Below are 16,108 nucleotides of genomic sequence, written 5' to 3'. Positions count from 1 at the left end.
GAATTCCATGAGAGATCTTTCAGGTGTGCATCCGCCCGTGGCGACGCCCTTCGGCGAGGATGGCGAGCTCGCGCTCGACGCGTTCGACAACAACCTGCGGGAGTGGCTCTCGCACCCCGTCGCCGGCATCGTCGTCGCGGGCTCCACGGGAGAGGCGCCGCTCCTCGACCGTCGCGAGCTGTGCGCGCTGGTGGAGACGACCGCCACGCGCATCGGCGACCGCACCCTGACGGTCGGGACGGGGGCCGAGTCCACGCGCGAGGTGATCTCCGTGACCCGGGAGGTGGCCGGGCTCGGCGCGAACGCCGTCCTCGTCCGCTCCGGCTCGTACTACCTGAAGGCGATGAAGCCGGACGTCGTGCGCGACCACTTTCTCGCGGTGGCGGACGCGTCGCCCGTGCCCGTCGTCCTCTATCACATCCCCCAGTTCGTGCCGGTGCACCTCACGCCGGATCTCGTGGGCCGGCTCGTCGAGCACCCCAACATCATCGGGATCAAGGATTCCTCGGGCGATCTCCGGAACCTCGGCCAACTCATCGAGGCGTGCGGCCGCAACGCGCAGGTGCTCGTGGGATCGGGGGCGCTCCTCTACGCGGCGCTCGAGGCGGGGGCCGTGGGCGGCATTCTCGGCGTGGCCGTGGTCGCGACGCGCTCGTGCTGCCAGATCTTCGACGCCTGGCGCGAGGGCGACCACCGCCGCGCCGGGGCGATGCAGGAGCGCGTGGCCCCCCTCCACAAGCGCCTCGTCGCCGAGGGAGGCATCGTGTCCGTGAAGGCCGCCCTGGACCGTCTCGGCCTCTACGGAGGCCCGCCGCGCAGCCCGCTGCAGCCGGCGGACGCCGCGCGGCTCGCAGTGGTCGACGCCGCGCTCGAAGCCGCCGCCCTCGGCGTCTCCGCCTGACCCCGGCCCGCCATGTTCAGTGACAGCGTGCGCTGCGTCGTCGTGGTCGGCGCGCAGTGGGGAGACGAGGGGAAGGGGAAGATCGTGGACGTGCTCGCGGAGCAGGCCACGATCGTGGCGCGCTACCAGGGAGGCGCGAACGCGGGGCACACGGTGCGCGTGGGCGAGGGCGCGAACGAGGAGGAGTTCATCCTCCACCTCATCCCCTCGGGGATCCTGAATCGGGAGACGCGCTGCCTGCTCGGAAACGGGGTCGTCGTGGACCCGTGGGTGCTGAAGCGCGAGATGGACGCGCTCCGCAGCCGGGGGATCGATCTCGACGGGCGGCTGGGCCTGAGCCGGCGCGCGCACCTCGTCCTCCCCTATCACCGGCTGCTCGATGCGGCTCAGGAGGACAGCCGGGGCTCGAAGAAGATCGGGACGACGGGGCGGGGGATCGGTCCCGCGTACCGCGACAAGATCTCGCGCACGGGGCTCCGCGTCGGCGACCTGCGCAACCTGGACCGCACGCACGAGATCGTGGCGGCGGCGGCGGTACGCGCGAACGTCACGCTGGCGGGACTCGGCGACGAGCGGCGCGTGGACGCGGACGAGGTGATGTCCGAACTCGAGACGGTCCGCCCGACGATGGTCGGACTGTTGACGGATGCGGGGGATGAGATCCGCGGCGGGCTGGCGTCGGAGGGTCGGGTCCTCCTCGAGGGGGCGCAGGGGGCGCTTCTCGACATCGACCACGGGACGTATCCGTTCGTGACCTCCTCGACGACGACGGCGGGAGGGGCCGCTTCGGGGGTCGGGATCGGCCCCACCCTGATCGACGAAGTCATCGGCGTCGTGAAGGCCTACATCACGCGCGTGGGAGAGGGCCCGCTGCCGACGGAACTCCCGGAGGCGGAGGCCGAACGTCTGCGGCAGCTCGGCGGCGAGTTCGGCGCGACCACCGGCCGCCCCCGCCGCCCCGGCTGGTTCGATGCGAACGTGGCGCGCTACGCGGCCGGCGTGAACGGTCTCACCGGCCTGGCGGTCACGAAGCTGGACGTGCTCGACACCTTCGAGACGATCCGGCTCTCGACGGGCTACGAACTCGACGGGGCGCCGACCGCCTCGTTCCCGGACGCCGTCGCGGACCTCGCCCGCGTGCGTCCGGTCTACGAGCGCTGGGCGGGCTGGAACGCGGACACGAGCGGGTGCCGCGCCGTCGGCGACCTGCCCGCAGCCGCGCGCCGCTACCTCGCTCGGATCGAGGAAGTCTGCGCGACGCCCGTCCGCTTCATCGGCGTCGGCGCCGCCCGCCGCGAGACAATCGCACTCCCCACAGGCGCCGCCGCTTGAAGCCGCCGCCTGAATTCGTTGCCTGAAATCGCGAAAACCCCTAGACTTGGCGGCTCAATACGGATCGGGTGCGGGCGGTTCGGCGCCTTCTCGAGACGCGAATGGAGACCTTCCAATCGCGTTTTTTTGATGCCTGGAACGGTAGATGTTCGAACGCCTGGGTGACCGGCTCGACGGTGCGCTGAAGAAGTTGCGCCAGCGCGGCGTCATCACGGAAAAGATGCTGGACGAGGGGCTGCGCGAGGTGCGCCGCGCCCTGCTCGAGGCGGACGTCAACTTCCGGGTCGTGCGCGGCTTCCTCGCGAAGGTGAAGGAGCGCGCGCTCGGCGAGGATGTGCTGAAGTCGGTTCGGCCGGGCGACCAGATCGTGAAGGTCGTCCACGACGAACTCGTCGCCCTGCTGGGGGAGGCGGCGCCGGAGGAGTCGGAGGCGTCGGTTCCGCCCACGGTGGTCATGCTCGTCGGCCTGCAGGGGTCGGGGAAGACGACGACGGCGGCGAAGCTGGGGCGGCGGCTGGCGAACGAGGGACGGCGGCCGGGGCTCGTGGCGTGCGATCCCTACCGCCCGGCGGCGCCCGAGCAGCTGGAGGCGCTGGCGGGGCGGATCGGCGTCCCGCTCCTGGCGCGGCCGAGCGGCGAGGACATGGCGGAACTCGCCCGAGGCGCGCTGGAGGAGGCGAGGCGGAGCGGGGTCACGCACCTGCTCCTCGACATGGCCGGCCGGCTGCAGGCGGATGAGGAGTTGCTGGAGGAGCTTCGCCGCGTGAAGGCGGCCGTGGAGCCGCAGCAGGTCCTGCTCGTGGCGGACGGGATGACCGGGCAGGAAGCGGTGCGGATCGCCGAGGGATTCCACGGCGCGGTGGGGCTTACGGGGGTCGTCCTCACGAAGATGGATGGCGACGCCCGCGGAGGTGCGGCGCTCTCGATCTACAGCGTGCTCGGCGTGCCGATCCGATTCGTCGGAACGGGCGAGCGGCCCGAGGACCTCACGGTCTTCGATCCCGAGCGCATGGCCGGCCGGATCCTCCAGATGGGGGACATCGTCGGCCTCGTGGAGAGGGCGCAGCAGACGGTCGACCTCGGCGAGACCGAGCGGTTGCAGAAGAAGATGCTGGGAGGGAAGGGGGAGTTCGACCTCGCGGACTTCCTGACTTCCATCCAGCAGATCCAGAAGATGGGGCCCCTGAAGGGGTTGCTGAAGATGATGCCGGGTGTCGACGCGCGCATGCTGGACCAGGCGGATGTCGACCCTCGGCGGGTGAGGCACCTGGAGGCGATCATCCTCTCGATGACGCCGGAGGAGCGGAGGCGGCCGGAGATCCTGAACGGGTCGCGCCGGGCGCGGATCGCGAAGGGGTCGGGACGCCCGGTGCACGAGGTGAACCGGCTCCTCAAGCAGTTCCGCGAGATGCGGAAGATGATGAAACAGATGGGCAAGCTCATGCCCCGGATGATGCCGGGAGGTCCCGGCGACCTTGGCCAACTGGGCAAGGGACTGGGTTAGCAGGCCGTGGCAAAGCCCCGCGTCAGCGCCGAGAGCGGTGAAGCGCTCACCTGACAAGGAGCGACGAGGGAGAATAGCAGAGCTATTTGACCGAGGAGCGACGCAGAGCGCAGCGTTTCAGGTGAGATGCAGCGCCGCTCGAACGCAGCGGGGCTTTGCCACGGCCTGCTAGGCCGGACCCGGGCCGGTACCGGGCAGAATCAGGGAGAGAATCGGAGAACTGAATGGCGACGACAATCAGACTCAAGCGGCGTGGGGCGAAGAAGGCGGCCTCGTTCCGCATCATCGTGACGGATTCGCGGGAAGGGACGGCGGGCGCGTCGATCGAGCGCCTCGGCCTCTACAACCCGCGCACGCAGCCGTCACTCGTGCGGATCAACGCCGCGCGCACGCTGCACTGGCTCAACGAGGGCGCGCAGCCGACGGACACGGTGCGGTCGCTCCTGCGGAAGACGGGCGTCTGGAAGCAGTTCCACGACGGTGTGGATCCGGGGTCGCTCGAGACGGCGATCATCGAGATCGGCCCGCCGCCGGGACAGCGCGGCACGTCCCGGCGTCCGAAGCCGAGCGCCGAGGCCCCGCCGGAGCCCGAGCCCGAAGCGCCCGCCGCCGAGAAGGCCGAACCGGCGGAGCCAGCCGCCGAAGCGGAAGCCGCGACCGAAGCCGAGGCGGCGACCGAGGCCGAGGCGGCGACCGATGAAGCGGCGACGGAGGCCGAGGCTGCCGCTCCGGCCGAAGACGCGGCGGCCGAAGACACGGCGGCTGAAGCGGCCGACGCCGGCGACGGGGCCGAGGACGCAGCGGAAGCGGCCGACGCCGGTGACGAGGCGACCGACGCCGGCGACGACGACTAGCGCCGCCGCCATCATGTCCGACGCGCCCGTGATCGTGGCCCGCATCGCCCGGCCCCACGGGATCCGCGGCGGGCTGCTCCTGGAAGCCGAGACCGACCACGCCGAGGCGCTCTTCCGGGCGGGTCGCCGGCTCGATCTCATCGACGCCGGCGCGGACGCACGGCCGGCCGCCGACGCGCGGGCGGACACCGGCGCACCGGCGGGCGGGGCGCCTCGGCCCCGGGCGCTCACGGTGGAGACGGCGAAGCTCCACGGCCGGCGGTGGCTCGTCGAGGTCCGCGAGGTGGCGGACCGCACGGCGGCCGAGAAGCTCCGCGGCGCGCGCCTCGGGGTCCCCCGCGAAGAGTTGCCGGATCTGTCGGACGGGGGCTATCTGCTGCACGATCTGATCGGCATGTCGGTGTGCGAGGCGGACATGACGATCGGAGTGATCCGGGAGGTGTACGATCAGCCCGGCGCGCCGCTCCTCGCGATCGAGGTCGGCGGCCGCGAGCGGCTGATCCCGTTCGAGGCGGACCTCGTCGTGGAACTGGACTTCGAGGCCGGGGAGATCCACATGAAGCTCCCCGCCGGCCTCCTCGATATCTGACGCGGACCGTCCGATGCGAATCAACGTCCTCACGATCTTCCCCGACTATCTCGAAGGCCCGCTGGGCCTCTCGATCCCGGGGCGCGCCCGCGAGGCGGGGCTCGTCGAGTACCGGCTCATCGACGTGCGCGCGTACACGGACGACCGGCACCGGACGACGGATGACGAGCCGTTCGGAGGCGGGGGCGGGATGGTGATGAAGCCCGAGCCTTTCGACGCCGCGCTCACCGCGCTGGACCGCCCGGGGCGCGTGATCTCGCTCTCCCCGCGCGGACGGCCTTTCGACCACGAGACGGCGGTGCGCTTCGCGCTCGAGCCCGATCTCACGCTGTTGTGCGGGCGCTACAAGGGGATCGACGAGCGGGTCATCGACGCCCGGGTGGACGAGGAGATCTCCATCGGCGACTACGTCCTCAGCGGGGGCGAGCCGGCCGCACTCGTCGTCATCGACGCCGTGGTGCGCCTCCTCCCCGGGGCGCTCGGCGATCACGATTCGGCCTCCTCCGACTCGTTCTACGACGGAAGCCTCTCCGCCCCCTCCTACACGCGGCCCGCCGAGCACGGCGGCCGACACGTACCGGACGTGCTCCGGTCGGGGGATCACCCCCGCATCGAACGCTGGCGCGCCGCGCAGGCCGATGCGGCGACGCGACGCCGCCGACCCGACCTCCTCGACCTCGACGCGGCCGACTGACCGCCGGACCGACTGACCGCCGGACCGACTGGCCGCCGGATCGACTGGCCGCCGCACCGACTGGCCGCCGCACCGGTTTTTTGGCGCGGGTTCGCCAAGAATGGTATATTGAGAGGCTGCGGGTCGTACCCATCGTCACATTGCCGCACCCCTCCCGTGACGCAGAGGATACGCAGCCGGAAACGCACACGAAGACGCAGGAAACGAGGATAGACGAACGATGGATCCCAGAATCGCCGGTATCGAGGAGGGATATAAGCGCACGGACCTTCCGGCCTTCGCGCCGGGGGACACGGTGCGCGTCCGCGTCCGCGTGAAGGAAGGCCAGAAGGAGCGCGTGCAGCCGTTCGAGGGCGTCTGCATCGGCCGCCGCGGGGCGGGCGTCAACGCGACCTTCACGCTGCGGCGGATCTCCGGCGGCGTCGGGGTTGAGCGGATCTTCCCCCTCCACTCCCCATGGATCGTGGGCCTCGAAGTCGTTCGGCGGGGCGATGTCCGGCGGGCCAAGCTCTACTATCTGCGCAACCGCCGCGGCAAGCGGGCCCGGGTGCGAGAGCGGAAGTGGTGGCTCGACAAGAAGCAGGACGGCTGACACCGGCGACGCCCGCTCCAGACGCCACGCCCACTCCAGACGCGACGGCCACGGCGCCGCTCGACTACGAGGAAGAGGGCTGGGATTCCGGCCTCCGCGTCGTCGTCGGGATCGACGAGGCCGGGATGGGTCCGGTGGCGGGTCCCGTGATGGTGGGCGCCGTGGCGCTCCACCCGGGACAGCAGTTCGAGGGGTGCACGGACAGCAAGCAGGTCTCCCCGCCCCGCCGCGAGGAACTCGCCCGACGCATCCGCGCGGAGAGTCTCGCCTGGCGGGTCGCCGCCGCATCCACCCGTGAGATCGAACGCTTCAACGTCCGCGCCGCGACGATCGTGGCCATGCGCCGCGCGCTCGATCGTCTCGCGCTTCCGGCGGAACTCGTGCTCGTGGACGGCAATCCGGTCCCCGAACTCGGCGAGCACCGCTCGATCGTGGGGGGAGACCGGGCCTCGCACTCCATCGCCTGCGCCTCGATCCTCGCGAAGGTCACGCGCGACCGCCTGATGCGGCGCCTCGACGCGCGATACCCTCTCTACGGCTGGGCGTCCAACAAGGGCTACCGGACCCGCGAACACATGGAGGCGATCCGCCGGCACGGCCCGACGCCGCACCACCGGATCACCTTCCAGGGTGTCCTGCAGACCGAACTCGAGTTCACTCCGGCGCCGGACCGGGCGGTCGATCCGCGGCGAGATCCGGAGGCGTGAGGACCGGAGGCGTGAGGACCGGAGGCGTGAGGACCGGAGGCGTGCCGGAACTCGCGTCGCCTCCGTACCACGTGGCCATGACCGTCTCCGCCGGCTTGCCCTGGGGCGAGTAGTCGGTGGCGATCCACTCCCCGGCCGGAGATCCCGCGTACCACTTCCACGCGAAACCGCCCGCGAACCAGGGACGATCCCACCACACGCGGAAGAGCGCCTCGTAGGCTCCGGACTGCGCCTCGTAGTTGGCTGGCACTCCCCGCGCCCGGCGCCCCTCCGGCAACTCCCACTGGCGGCCCGCCGCGCCGTCCACGCTGCGGTACCCGAACTCGGCGAAGAGGACGGGCTTCCCCGTGGAGAGGGCGACCTCGCGCAACTCCTCGCTCCACGGCTCCCACGCCTCGACCAGCGTCTCCACGTCCGGCGTGGCGTCGTCGGTGAGGGGGAAATAGGCGTCCACGCCGACGAGGTCGAGCGCGTCCCAGAATTCGATCCGGGCGTACTTGTCCCAGTTCGCGGCGTACGTGAGGCGGCCTCCGTAGATCGCCCGCACCTCCTCGATGAGCGACCGCCAGTAATCGGGCCGCGCGAGCGCCACGAGATCGACCTCCGTGCCCACGCTCATCATCTCCACGTCCATCGAATCGGCGACGTGCGCGAACCGGAGGATGTACTCCCGGTACCCCGAGAGGAACATCTCCCAGTCCTCCTCCGTGTCGGGCTCGAACTCCCCCGGCCAGCCCTGTCCGCGCACCCAGAGATGCGGCTTGAGGAGTACGGAGAGCCTGCTCTCCCTCGCGTATTCGATCGTCTTCGCGACGCCCTCCGTCCTTTCGCCCCAGAACTGGCGTTCGCGATCGAACGCGACGCGCGGCTGGGCGGGGTCCACGAAGGCGTAGGGGACGACGGCGACCCAGTTCGCCCCCGTATGCGAGGCGCGAACGAGTGCATCGGGCGCCATCTCGCGCCGCGGGGCGGAGAAGGAGACGCCGCGAATCTTCTGTTCCGGCCGGATGTTCGCCGTGGCGGCGGCGAGGGGCCCGGACATGGCCGGATCGTTCCCCGCTCCGGCCGCGCCGCAACCGGCGAAGACGGACAATGCGGCCAGCGCCGCGACCTGCACGCGCGCAGCGAATCTCTTCGTTTTCATCTATACCATCGTGCCTTTCGGCAATCCGAATCTCAACACGTTCGCGACCCGTTCCATGCGAGCCGCTCCCCACCCCCTTACGAGCCGCGACCTCGTATCGGGTTCACGCCCCGTGCGGCCGCGGCGTCACACTTGAACGAATTCGCGGCCGGGAGTCTCTTGTGCCCATGAGTACACCCGGGAGCGCGGAACCCTTCGACTTCGACGGCGACTACGGCGGCGACTACGAGTACATCGCCCGCACGGTGATACCCGGCTACCGGAGCTCGTTCCGGCAGGCGCTCGCGCTCCTCGGGGGACGCGTGGGCCCGAGTCCGCGGGTGCTCGTCGTCGGGGCCGGAACCGGCATCGAGCTGGTCACCTTCAAGACGGCGCAACCCGGCTGGCGGCTGACCGGCGTCGATCCGTCGCGCCAGATGATCGAGATCGCCAGGCGCCGGATGCGGGAGGCCGGCGTGGGCGACGGCGTCCGCCTCTTCCACGGACACGTCTCCGACCTCGAGGAAGACGGCTTCGCGGCCGCGACCTGCTTCAACGTCATGCACTTCCTCCCGGACGACGGCGCGAAGCAGTCGCTCCTGCGCGACATCGCCCGCCGCCTCGCGCCCGGCGCCCCCTTCCTCCTGTTCGAACTTCACGGGGACCGGAGCGGCCCCCGCTTCGACGAACTCTTCGCGGCGTGGAGCCGCTACTGGAAGATCCACGGCATGGCAGAGGCGGAGCAGGCCGCGTTCAGGGCCAGGATCGACGAGGGCATCCACTGGGCGTCGGAGGCGCGCATCCTCGAACTGCTCGCGGAGGCGGGGTTCGAGGACACGTGGCGATACTACCGGGCGCTCCTCTACGGCGGCTGGATCGCGCGCCGCGCGCGGTAGCATCGCGCGGGGGACGTTCCCGCGGGAACGTGGGTCAGCCCTTGCGCGCGAGTTCGGGGAAGTAGCTGGCGAAAAAGCCGCGATCGCGGGTGAGAAAACGGTCGCACGCGGCGACGGCGTGGGCGCCGATCAGAAAGTCCGTGATGATGCGGTCCTGGGCGCCTCCGGACTGGCGGTACCGTCCCCAGCGGCGCCCCGCATCGTGGGCGATGCCCGAGTCGATGGGGGAGACGACGGCGTTGACCTCGCGCAGCGCCCGGTCCAGCGCATCCCGGTCGGGGAAGGCGGGGGCCAACTCGGCGTACACGACGTGAGAGACGATGATCGCGCCGGCGTCGTACGCCTCCACCAGCCACTCCTTCGAGGTGGGGCCGTGCCGCTCATCCGGCAGGAAGATGTCGAGGAGGACGCTCGTATCCACGGCCGTGATCATCGGCCCCGGATCTCCTCGAGATAGTCGTCCGTGCTCCCGCCCGTCCCCAGAATGCCGTACACCCGCTCCACGGGGTGCCCGGCGACCGTTCTCTTGCGGATGAGGAGACCCCCGTCCGTTGGAACGAGTTCGACTTCGACGTTGTGATTCATCCCGAAGCGGTCCCTCAGCTTCTTGGGGATCGTGATCTGCCCCCGCTCCGATATGCGCATGTTCCGGGTCCGATGATTCGAGGTATGAATATTGACGACGGAAAATCATATTTTAATATCCATACCTTGAGCAAGGGTCGGGCGGCGTACAGGCGACGGGGCGGGCGACGCGTTGCCTGGAGTTGCGCTGTCGGACAGCATGGTACGGGGGACCGTCAACGGAGGATCAACGCGGCAGGGAGCGGGTAGGAACCCACCATGAACGGATCGGGAACGCGCACGCGACGGGTTGCGCTACCGGCCCGCCTCCTCGCGGCTGCGGCGGCGGTCACGGCGGCGGCTCCGGCGGTGGCGCCCCCCGCGGGCGGGATTCTGGCGCAGGAGCGGCCACCGGAGGCGTCCGGAGAACCCTCCGGGGAATCGACGGTTCTCATGCTCTGGGGAGGCGTCCGGGCCGATGGCGAACTCGTGCTTGAACCGGCTTTCGCGTATGAGGGGAGGGCCCACGGCCCCGGGGCGCCGGGCGACTACCGGGTGCGGGGGCTCGACGGCGAGGGGGAGACGCTGTTCTCGATCCGCTTCACGCCGGGCGAGATCTCGGATGGGAGCAAGGGCTTTTCCTACTCGATTCCCTTCGATCCTGCGTGGACGGAGGCGCTGGACCGGCTGGAACTCAGCGGGCCGGAGGGGGTCGCCACCGTGGACCGGGAGGCGGGAGTTCGGGCGATGATGGTGATCGACCGCGCCACCGGGCAGGTGCGGAGCATCACGCGCAATGGAGCCGCCGCACTCCCGGCGGAGTTGGAAGCGGACAGTTCCCGCGTTCGGATCCTCCGCGGGCTGCCGCGTCCCCCGGGCTGAGGCCGGGTGGACAGCCCCCCCGACCGTGTTAGCTTGAACCGCGCCGGGCGAAGGCCCCGTCGGGTCCGCCCCGCTTCGCGGCCGGGTAGCTCAGCTGGTAGAGCAACGGACTTTTAATCCGCAGGTCGTGGGTTCGACCCCCACCCCGGTCATTCCTTCCCGCGCCACCCCGCGCCCACCCGCGCCACCCGCGCACGGGCACCGCCCCGCTGCGTTAGTTCCAGCGATAGGCGAGGCGGGCGTAGTAGTAGCCGCCGTTCGAGCCGAAGGGCGTTCCGGGGCCGTAGCGATTGCCGGAGAACGCGGCCCCGGGGTTCTCCTCCGGGTACCGGTTCAGCGCGTTCTGCCCTCCCACGGTGAAGGTGAGCGATTCGCCGATCGACCAGGCCGCCTCCAGGTCGACGAGCACGTTTCCGGGATATGAGACGTCGTCCCGGGCATCGAACCAGCCGCCGTAATGGCTCAGGCGCCCCATGAAGCTCAGCCGGCCGAGCCCGTGCTTCCCGGTCAGGATCCAGCGCGTCTGCGGGAGGCCCTCCTCGAGCTGGCGAATGCGGGTGTCGTCGACCTTTACCGGATCGAACTTCGTGACGCGCGTGTCGGTGCGGTTGAAGGCGAAGCTGATCGTGCTTCGTCCGCGGAGAGCGGGGGGTGCCCAGGTGGCGACGACGTCGAGACCCTGCGTGCGGGTGCTGAAGTCGTTCGTGAAGAAGCGGAACTCCTGCAGGTTGCGCGCGCTCACGATGCCCTCTTCGACGAGTCTCGTCTGTTCGTCCGGGGTGAGATTGAAGCGCTGCGTCAACGCGATGCGATCGGATACGACCACACGGAAATAGTCCGTCGTGAGAAGGAAGGACCCGAGATCCAGCACGGCGCCGGCCGCGAGGTTGCGGGATTTCTCGGCGTCGAGCGGGACGCCCCCGCGGAGCGCCGCAACGGCCGAAGTGGAGGGAATCGTGCCGCTGTTCACCAGGTCGCCGAGTTCGCGGTCGAAGATGGTGGAGACGTTGAAGGCGTTTTGCTGGCCGGGCGTCGGCGCCCGGAAGCCCGTGCTCAGGCTGCCGCGGAGGGCGAGGCTGCCCGTGAGGCTGTAACGCCCCGCGAGCTTGCCGTTCAGCGTCGAGCCGAAGTCCTCGAAGTTCTCGAAGCGGAGGGCTCCGCCGAGGGTCCATCGGGCGTTTCGGTAGTCCCGCAGTTCGGCGTCCGCGTAGAGGGCGGTGTTCGTCCGGTGCCAGTCGCCGGCCGCGATGGGACTGAAGCCGGGAAAGCCGTTGGAGCCCGCGCTGAACCCCTGCGGCGCGAGGGAGCCGATCGTCCAGGCGTCGTCCTCGCCGAGCCCGATCGTGAAGTGCTCGTCCCGCCACTCGAACCCCGCCGCCAGGTCGAGCAGGTCGCTCACCGTGTACGCCGCATCGACGTTCAGGTTGACGTCGGCCTGTCGGGAGAGCCCCGGATCGAACTCGGTGGGCGTGTCCGGCCCCAGCGAAGCGTTGACGGTGTTGAAGATGAAGAAGTCCACCTCGTTGGTGCCGTAGTTCGCGCTCACGTCCCATTGCAGGCGGCCGATCTGACCCTCCACGCCCGCCACGAGCGCGGCGTCCCTCAGGTCTCCCCCGAACTGCGGGGTGAAGCCGCCCGGGAACAGTTTCTGGAAGGTGAAGCAGTTCGGATCCGAGAGGACGTGACCCAGGGCGGCCGGATCCGGCAGGCCGTCGGTGACCCGGACGACGGGACAGCCGGCGGAGCCGTCGAGGACCCCGTCCTGCGCGTCGAGGAGGTCGCCGATGAGGAGCGTCTCCCCGCCATCGAGGCTGAACACGCCGCTCCGCGTATTCGGGTTGCGGTAGAAGAAACCCCTCGTGAGGCGCTGGCTCGCGTAGTTCACGTGCGCGTAGGCCTTCGTGCCGCTGCCGAGGAAGTAGCCGAAGTTGCCCCACAGCTTGAGGTCATCCTCGATCTCCGGCGCGCCCCAGATCTGGGCCGGGTCCCGCACGTGCGTGTTCCCCCGGGAGACGAGGAGCGCCGCGTCCGCCCGCTGCACGCTGCGGTTGCTCGAGTTCGAGCGCCCGTACTCGGCGCTCAGGTTCGCGAAACCCGTCGCGCCGAGGGGCAGTCCGGTGTTCCCCGATATCGTGTAGCCTTCGCCCCCGCCGTCGCCGAAGCCGCCGCCGCGCACCTCGAGCGCGCCGCCGGAGCGGGCGTCCTTGAGGTGGAAGTTCATGACGCCGGCGATGGCGTCGGAGCCGTACTGGGCCGAGGCGCCGTCGCGCAGGACCTCCACCTGGCGCAGCGCGATGGCGGGAATGCTCGAGAGATCCGGGCCCTGCGCGCCGTCGGCGAGGCCGTTCCCGATCCAGGTGATGACCGCCGCCCGGTGGCGCCGCTTTCCGTTCACCAGCACGAGCGTATGGTCCGGGGCCAGGCCGCGGAGGTTTGCGGGCCGGACGATGCTGGCCGCGTCTCCCACCGCCTGCGGGTTGATGTTGTAGGAGGGAATCGTCGTTCTCAGGAGGTCGCCGATGTCCGTGTCCCCCTGGTCGAGCAACTCCGAGGGGGCGAGCGCGTCGATGGGAACCATCGATTCCGTGGCCGTCCGGGGTCTCGACCGGCTGCCGACGGCGACGAGGCCGGCGACGGAGATCACGGTCGGGGTCAGGGGGATCTCGACCACAACGACGGAGTCGTCCACGACGGTCGCCTCGCGGGATTCGATGGCGTAGCCGAGGAGCCGGACTTCCACCCTGACGGTCCCGGCCGGGAGGTTCGCGATGCGGAAACGCCCCTCGAAGTTGGTAATCCCGCCGTAACCGAGCCCCGGCAACGAGACCTGCGCCCTCGGCAGACCCGCTCCCGTTTCCGCGTTCCGCACGATCACGTCGAGCCCGCCCTGTCCGACGACCCCGGCCGGCACCGCCAACAGCCCGAGCGCCACAACAACGAGAATCCTCCGCACTTTCCGGATCTCCTCCTCTCCGTACCTGCGTGTGCTGTCCACTGCGGCGTGAATCTGTGGTCCGTCGGTGGAGGATGGAAAGATGACGCTGGCGGACCGGATGATGGCGGAACGGTACCGCGCGACGCAGCTTGTCGCTGTGCGCCGCGCCGGGGGGCGCACGGAGTCGGGCGGGTAGCGAGAAAGGGAGCCGAATGTGAAAGCCATCGGGTGGCTTGCGGCGTTCGCGGCCGTCACGCCGCTGCTGAGTCACGGATCCGTGGCGGCGCAGACCGCGTTCGGTCTCAAGGGCGGCGTGACCTGGGCCGATGCCGCCTTCATCGACCAGTTCACATCTGAAGCGCTCCTGCGAAAGGCGGGGGGCGGTTTCGTGACTCTGCCCCTGTCGGAGCGCGCGACGGTCCAGCTCGAAGCGCTCTATCTCGAACGGGGGTTCTCGACCACGGGCCTCCACCAGGACGGGTCGAAGACGAGGATGTCCTACCTGGATTTTCCCATCCTGCTCCGGTTCCGGTTGACGCCGGCGCCCGCGCGCGTGCGGCCGATTCTCCTGGCGGGAGGGTATTGGGGACACGAGGTCGGCTGCCGTCTGGAGGGCGGCGTGGCGCAGTTCGAGGAGAGCAACAGCTGCGAGGGCCGCTTCCGGCGGCGCGGCGTTGCGGACGTGGGTCTGGTCGTCGGCGCGGTCGTCGAGGCGGCGGTGATCGACGCCTGGTTCGTGACGCTCGAAGCCCGCTACCACTACGGGGTGCGGAACCTCCACTGGGACCCCGCGTCCGATGGGGCGAAGGCGCGCAACCTGACGGCTCTGGTCGGCGTTGGAGTGCGGGTCGGAGGATGACCCGTAGCCTGGCCGGCTAGGCTAGCGGTCGGCTGGCGGGCGGCTAACCCTCGGCTAACCGTCCTGTTGCCGGCCGGTCGGCGCGCGGGTTAGCGTCAACGTTCCGGGCGGTTCGGGGGTTGAGGTCGTGGGGACTGTGCTCGAGGAGGTCTCGATTTGAAGCTGACGGTACTCACGGCCGCCGTGGTGCTTTTTGCCGGATTCGAGGGATTCGGCGCCGACCGTGCCGCGGCCCAGGAGCAGCGCGCCACGGAACGTGACGCCGCCGCGAGCGAGCGGTGGCGCAGGTGGCGGAACTACAACCGCTACCCCGGCCCCATCCCCACGCCCGAGGAGTGGGAGCCCCCCGCGGGACCGATCCGGATCGGCCTCCAGGTCGGTCACTGGCGCGCCATCGAGGCCCCGAACGAACTCCGCCGCATCCGCTACAACGGAACGCGGTGGCGGGAAACCGCCGAGTGGGAAGCGAACCTCGTCATCGCCCGGCTGGCGGGCGCGGAACTCGAGGCGCTGGGCTACGAGGTCGACCTCCTCCCCGCCGTCGTGCCCCCCGGCTACCGGGCGCACCTCTTCATCTCGATCCACGCGGACGGGAGCGACAGCCCCGCGGCGTCGGGATACCGGGTCGCCGCCCCGCGGCGCGACGCGACCGGACGCGCCGAGGCCGCAGCGCGCCTGCTGCGGGAGACGTACGGTACGGCGACCGGACTCAAGCACCTGCCCGCGCTGACCCGCCGCATGGAAAACTACTACGCCTTCAACTTCCGCCGGTACGAGCACGCGCTGCATCCGATGACGATCGCGCTGATCATCGAGACGGGGTTCATGACCAACGCGCGGGACCGCGAGATCATCCTCGGTGCGCCCGAGAGGGCCGCGCGCGGGATCGTTGAAGCGATCAAGACGTTCCCGGTCACGCGGCAGCCGGCCGCGCCGACCCCGGGCCGGCAGGACGGCCGGCAACCGCGACCCGCGAGGTTCAGCGGCAGTTGAGCCCGAACTCAGCCCGAACCGTCGCGCCCCACGATCCGGCACGGTCGCCAGTTCCTCGTCCAATGTTCGTCGGTTCGCACATGGCCGACGCGGACGCTCTTGCAGACGTTGTCCGGAAAGTCCTCTGACGGGAACCCTCGCGCCAACCGCAATACCAAACCCTCCCGTTCACCACCGAGCGAGGATGGCTCGCCGTGGACCCGCTCCATGAGTGCGCGTGCCTCGGCGACGGAACCAAGAACGCCTTCGAACAGGACCGGCACAACGGGGATTTCCAAACGCTCTGCATAGGCCGTGAGATCCTCAAACGCTGCAAACGCGCCGTCTCTGCCACGAAGCGCAAAGGCATAGAACGTCTCGTGCTCCGCCACGGGCTCGTACGCGATGCTGTGCACGCCGTAGATGTCCTCACCGTAGAGATATGCATCCGGCTCGTTCACCTTCCATGCGTGATGCTTCTTCACCATCGCCATCCACTTGCCGTTTGAAGGCGCCCCAACGCTGCGGCCATACACTTCACCTGCATGCAGGAGCGTGTTGCCACCGTCCAGTTTCTCCGTCACTACCACGGGCTCGCCGACAAACCGATCCGGATTCCCATGCACGGCATCCCCCCGGCCAAGGGCGGGGGACCAGGGCCAGTAGGGCGTACTGGGATATTTGGCGCTCCACGAAATGCCGGA

17 protein-coding genes and 1 tRNA gene are annotated in these 16,108 nt (G+C 70.0%); 13 read left to right on the top strand and 5 right to left on the bottom strand.

The window, feature by feature from the left end:
* The first annotated feature begins 7 nt into the window (after positions 1 to 7).
* From ACQY5G_RS16420 to ACQY5G_RS16385, 8 genes are all read left to right on the top strand, one after another.
* On the top strand, positions 8 to 901 hold the full coding sequence (locus ACQY5G_RS16420; RefSeq protein WP_428275800.1) for a dihydrodipicolinate synthase family protein: 894 nt from the start codon (positions 8 to 10) through the stop codon (positions 899 to 901).
* A gap of 12 nt (positions 902 to 913) precedes the next feature.
* On the top strand, positions 914 to 2,233 hold the full coding sequence (locus ACQY5G_RS16415) for an adenylosuccinate synthase (RefSeq protein ID WP_428275799.1): 1,320 nt from the start codon (positions 914 to 916) through the stop codon (positions 2,231 to 2,233).
* 145 nt (positions 2,234 to 2,378) lie between these two features.
* On the top strand, positions 2,379 to 3,737 hold the full coding sequence (gene ffh, locus ACQY5G_RS16410; protein ID WP_428275798.1) for a signal recognition particle protein: 1,359 nt from the start codon (positions 2,379 to 2,381) through the stop codon (positions 3,735 to 3,737).
* 224 nt (positions 3,738 to 3,961) lie between these two features.
* On the top strand, positions 3,962 to 4,591 hold the full coding sequence (rpsP, locus tag ACQY5G_RS16405) for a 30S ribosomal protein S16 (protein WP_428275796.1): 630 nt from the start codon (positions 3,962 to 3,964) through the stop codon (positions 4,589 to 4,591).
* Positions 4,557 to 5,180 carry a ribosome maturation factor RimM gene (rimM, locus tag ACQY5G_RS16400; protein WP_428275795.1) on the top strand — a complete coding sequence of 208 codons (624 nt, stop codon included), beginning with the start codon at positions 4,557 to 4,559 and terminating at the stop codon, positions 5,178 to 5,180. The genes rpsP and rimM overlap by 35 nt, the downstream gene beginning before the upstream one ends.
* A 13-nt stretch (positions 5,181 to 5,193) precedes the next feature.
* Positions 5,194 to 5,874 (top strand): tRNA (guanosine(37)-N1)-methyltransferase TrmD, encoded by a 681-nt coding sequence (gene trmD / locus ACQY5G_RS16395; RefSeq protein WP_428275793.1) that lies wholly within the window; start codon positions 5,194 to 5,196, stop codon positions 5,872 to 5,874.
* A gap of 220 nt (positions 5,875 to 6,094) precedes the next feature.
* Complete coding sequence (gene rplS, locus ACQY5G_RS16390; RefSeq protein WP_310782379.1) at positions 6,095 to 6,466, top strand: 50S ribosomal protein L19; 372 nt, start codon at positions 6,095 to 6,097, stop codon at positions 6,464 to 6,466.
* A complete protein-coding gene (locus ACQY5G_RS16385; RefSeq protein ID WP_428275791.1) occupies positions 6,439 to 7,173 on the top strand; it encodes a ribonuclease HII in 735 nt (244 codons plus the stop codon). Before rplS ends, ACQY5G_RS16385 begins: the two co-directional genes overlap by 28 nt.
* Here ACQY5G_RS16385 and ACQY5G_RS16380 read toward each other — a convergent pair.
* Positions 7,121 to 8,317: a glycoside hydrolase family 113 gene (locus ACQY5G_RS16380; RefSeq protein WP_428275789.1), complete on the bottom strand. Its 1,197-nt coding sequence runs from the start codon at positions 8,315 to 8,317 to the stop codon at positions 7,121 to 7,123. The two genes, ACQY5G_RS16385 and ACQY5G_RS16380, sit on opposite strands and share 53 nt — an antisense overlap.
* Before the next feature lie 167 nt (positions 8,318 to 8,484).
* On the opposite strand from ACQY5G_RS16380, the gene ACQY5G_RS16375 reads away from it, so the two are divergent.
* The gene (locus ACQY5G_RS16375) at positions 8,485 to 9,192 is read left to right on the top strand and encodes a class I SAM-dependent methyltransferase (RefSeq protein ID WP_428275787.1); all 708 of its coding nucleotides are present in this window, start codon (positions 8,485 to 8,487) and stop codon (positions 9,190 to 9,192) included.
* A gap of 34 nt (positions 9,193 to 9,226) precedes the next feature.
* Here the strand turns inward: ACQY5G_RS16375 and ACQY5G_RS16370 are convergent, their stop codons facing one another.
* Entirely contained in the window at positions 9,227 to 9,625 is a 399-nt protein-coding gene (locus ACQY5G_RS16370) for a type II toxin-antitoxin system VapC family toxin (protein ID WP_428275785.1), read from the bottom strand.
* Positions 9,622 to 9,837 carry an AbrB/MazE/SpoVT family DNA-binding domain-containing protein gene (locus ACQY5G_RS16365; protein WP_428275783.1) on the bottom strand — a complete coding sequence of 72 codons (216 nt, stop codon included), beginning with the start codon at positions 9,835 to 9,837 and terminating at the stop codon, positions 9,622 to 9,624. Before ACQY5G_RS16365 ends, ACQY5G_RS16370 begins: the two co-directional genes overlap by 4 nt.
* Before the next feature lie 198 nt (positions 9,838 to 10,035).
* Between ACQY5G_RS16365 and ACQY5G_RS16360 the strand changes: the two genes are divergently transcribed.
* Both ACQY5G_RS16360 and ACQY5G_RS16355 read left to right on the top strand, forming a co-directional pair.
* A complete protein-coding gene (locus ACQY5G_RS16360) occupies positions 10,036 to 10,638 on the top strand; it encodes a hypothetical protein (protein WP_428275781.1) in 603 nt (200 codons plus the stop codon).
* A 79-nt stretch (positions 10,639 to 10,717) separates the two neighbouring features.
* Positions 10,718 to 10,790, top strand: a tRNA-Lys gene (locus ACQY5G_RS16355).
* A 62-nt stretch (positions 10,791 to 10,852) separates the two neighbouring features.
* Here the strand turns inward: ACQY5G_RS16355 and ACQY5G_RS16350 are convergent.
* Positions 10,853 to 13,591: a TonB-dependent receptor gene (locus ACQY5G_RS16350; RefSeq protein WP_428275779.1), complete on the bottom strand. Its 2,739-nt coding sequence runs from the start codon at positions 13,589 to 13,591 to the stop codon at positions 10,853 to 10,855.
* A gap of 196 nt (positions 13,592 to 13,787) precedes the next feature.
* On the opposite strand from ACQY5G_RS16350, the gene ACQY5G_RS16345 reads away from it, so the two are divergent.
* Both ACQY5G_RS16345 and ACQY5G_RS16340 read left to right on the top strand, forming a co-directional pair.
* Positions 13,788 to 14,432 carry an outer membrane beta-barrel protein gene (locus tag ACQY5G_RS16345; protein WP_428275777.1) on the top strand — a complete coding sequence of 215 codons (645 nt, stop codon included), beginning with the start codon at positions 13,788 to 13,790 and terminating at the stop codon, positions 14,430 to 14,432.
* Positions 14,433 to 14,588: 156 nt separating this feature from the next.
* Entirely contained in the window at positions 14,589 to 15,425 is an 837-nt protein-coding gene (locus tag ACQY5G_RS16340) for an N-acetylmuramoyl-L-alanine amidase (protein ID WP_428275775.1), read from the top strand.
* A gap of 8 nt (positions 15,426 to 15,433) precedes the next feature.
* Here the strand turns inward: ACQY5G_RS16340 and ACQY5G_RS16335 are convergent, their stop codons facing one another.
* On the bottom strand, positions 15,434 to 15,988 hold the full coding sequence (locus ACQY5G_RS16335) for an RNA ligase family protein (protein ID WP_428275773.1): 555 nt from the start codon (positions 15,986 to 15,988) through the stop codon (positions 15,434 to 15,436).
* Positions 15,989 to 16,108 lie beyond the last annotated feature (120 nt).

Origin of the sequence: Candidatus Palauibacter sp., from assembly GCF_965261555.1 — a bacterium.
GTDB lineage: Bacteria > Gemmatimonadota > Gemmatimonadetes > Palauibacterales > Palauibacteraceae > Palauibacter.
Note: the sequence above shows the minus strand (reverse complement) of the source record. Positions and strands in the feature narration are given on the sequence as shown.

Bases quoted from the DNA above. Each gene is read 5' to 3' on its own strand.
- ACQY5G_RS16420 (WP_428275800.1), top strand. From the start codon at position 8: ATGAGAGATCTTTCAGGTGTGCATCCGCCCGTGGCGACGCCCTTCGGC.
- ACQY5G_RS16415 (WP_428275799.1), top strand. From the start codon at position 914: ATGTTCAGTGACAGCGTGCGCTGCGTCGTCGTGGTCGGCGCGCAGTGG.
- ffh (WP_428275798.1), top strand. From the start codon at position 2,379: ATGTTCGAACGCCTGGGTGACCGGCTCGACGGTGCGCTGAAGAAGTTG.
- rpsP (WP_428275796.1), top strand. From the start codon at position 3,962: ATGGCGACGACAATCAGACTCAAGCGGCGTGGGGCGAAGAAGGCGGCC.
- trmD (WP_428275793.1), top strand. From the start codon at position 5,194: ATGCGAATCAACGTCCTCACGATCTTCCCCGACTATCTCGAAGGCCCG.
- rplS (WP_310782379.1), top strand. From the start codon at position 6,095: ATGGATCCCAGAATCGCCGGTATCGAGGAGGGATATAAGCGCACGGAC.
- ACQY5G_RS16380 (WP_428275789.1), bottom strand. From the start codon at position 8,317: ATGAAAACGAAGAGATTCGCTGCGCGCGTGCAGGTCGCGGCGCTGGCC.
- ACQY5G_RS16375 (WP_428275787.1), top strand. From the start codon at position 8,485: ATGAGTACACCCGGGAGCGCGGAACCCTTCGACTTCGACGGCGACTAC.
- ACQY5G_RS16370 (WP_428275785.1), bottom strand. From the start codon at position 9,625: ATGATCACGGCCGTGGATACGAGCGTCCTCCTCGACATCTTCCTGCCG.
- ACQY5G_RS16365 (WP_428275783.1), bottom strand. From the start codon at position 9,837: ATGCGCATATCGGAGCGGGGGCAGATCACGATCCCCAAGAAGCTGAGG.
- ACQY5G_RS16360 (WP_428275781.1), top strand. From the start codon at position 10,036: ATGAACGGATCGGGAACGCGCACGCGACGGGTTGCGCTACCGGCCCGC.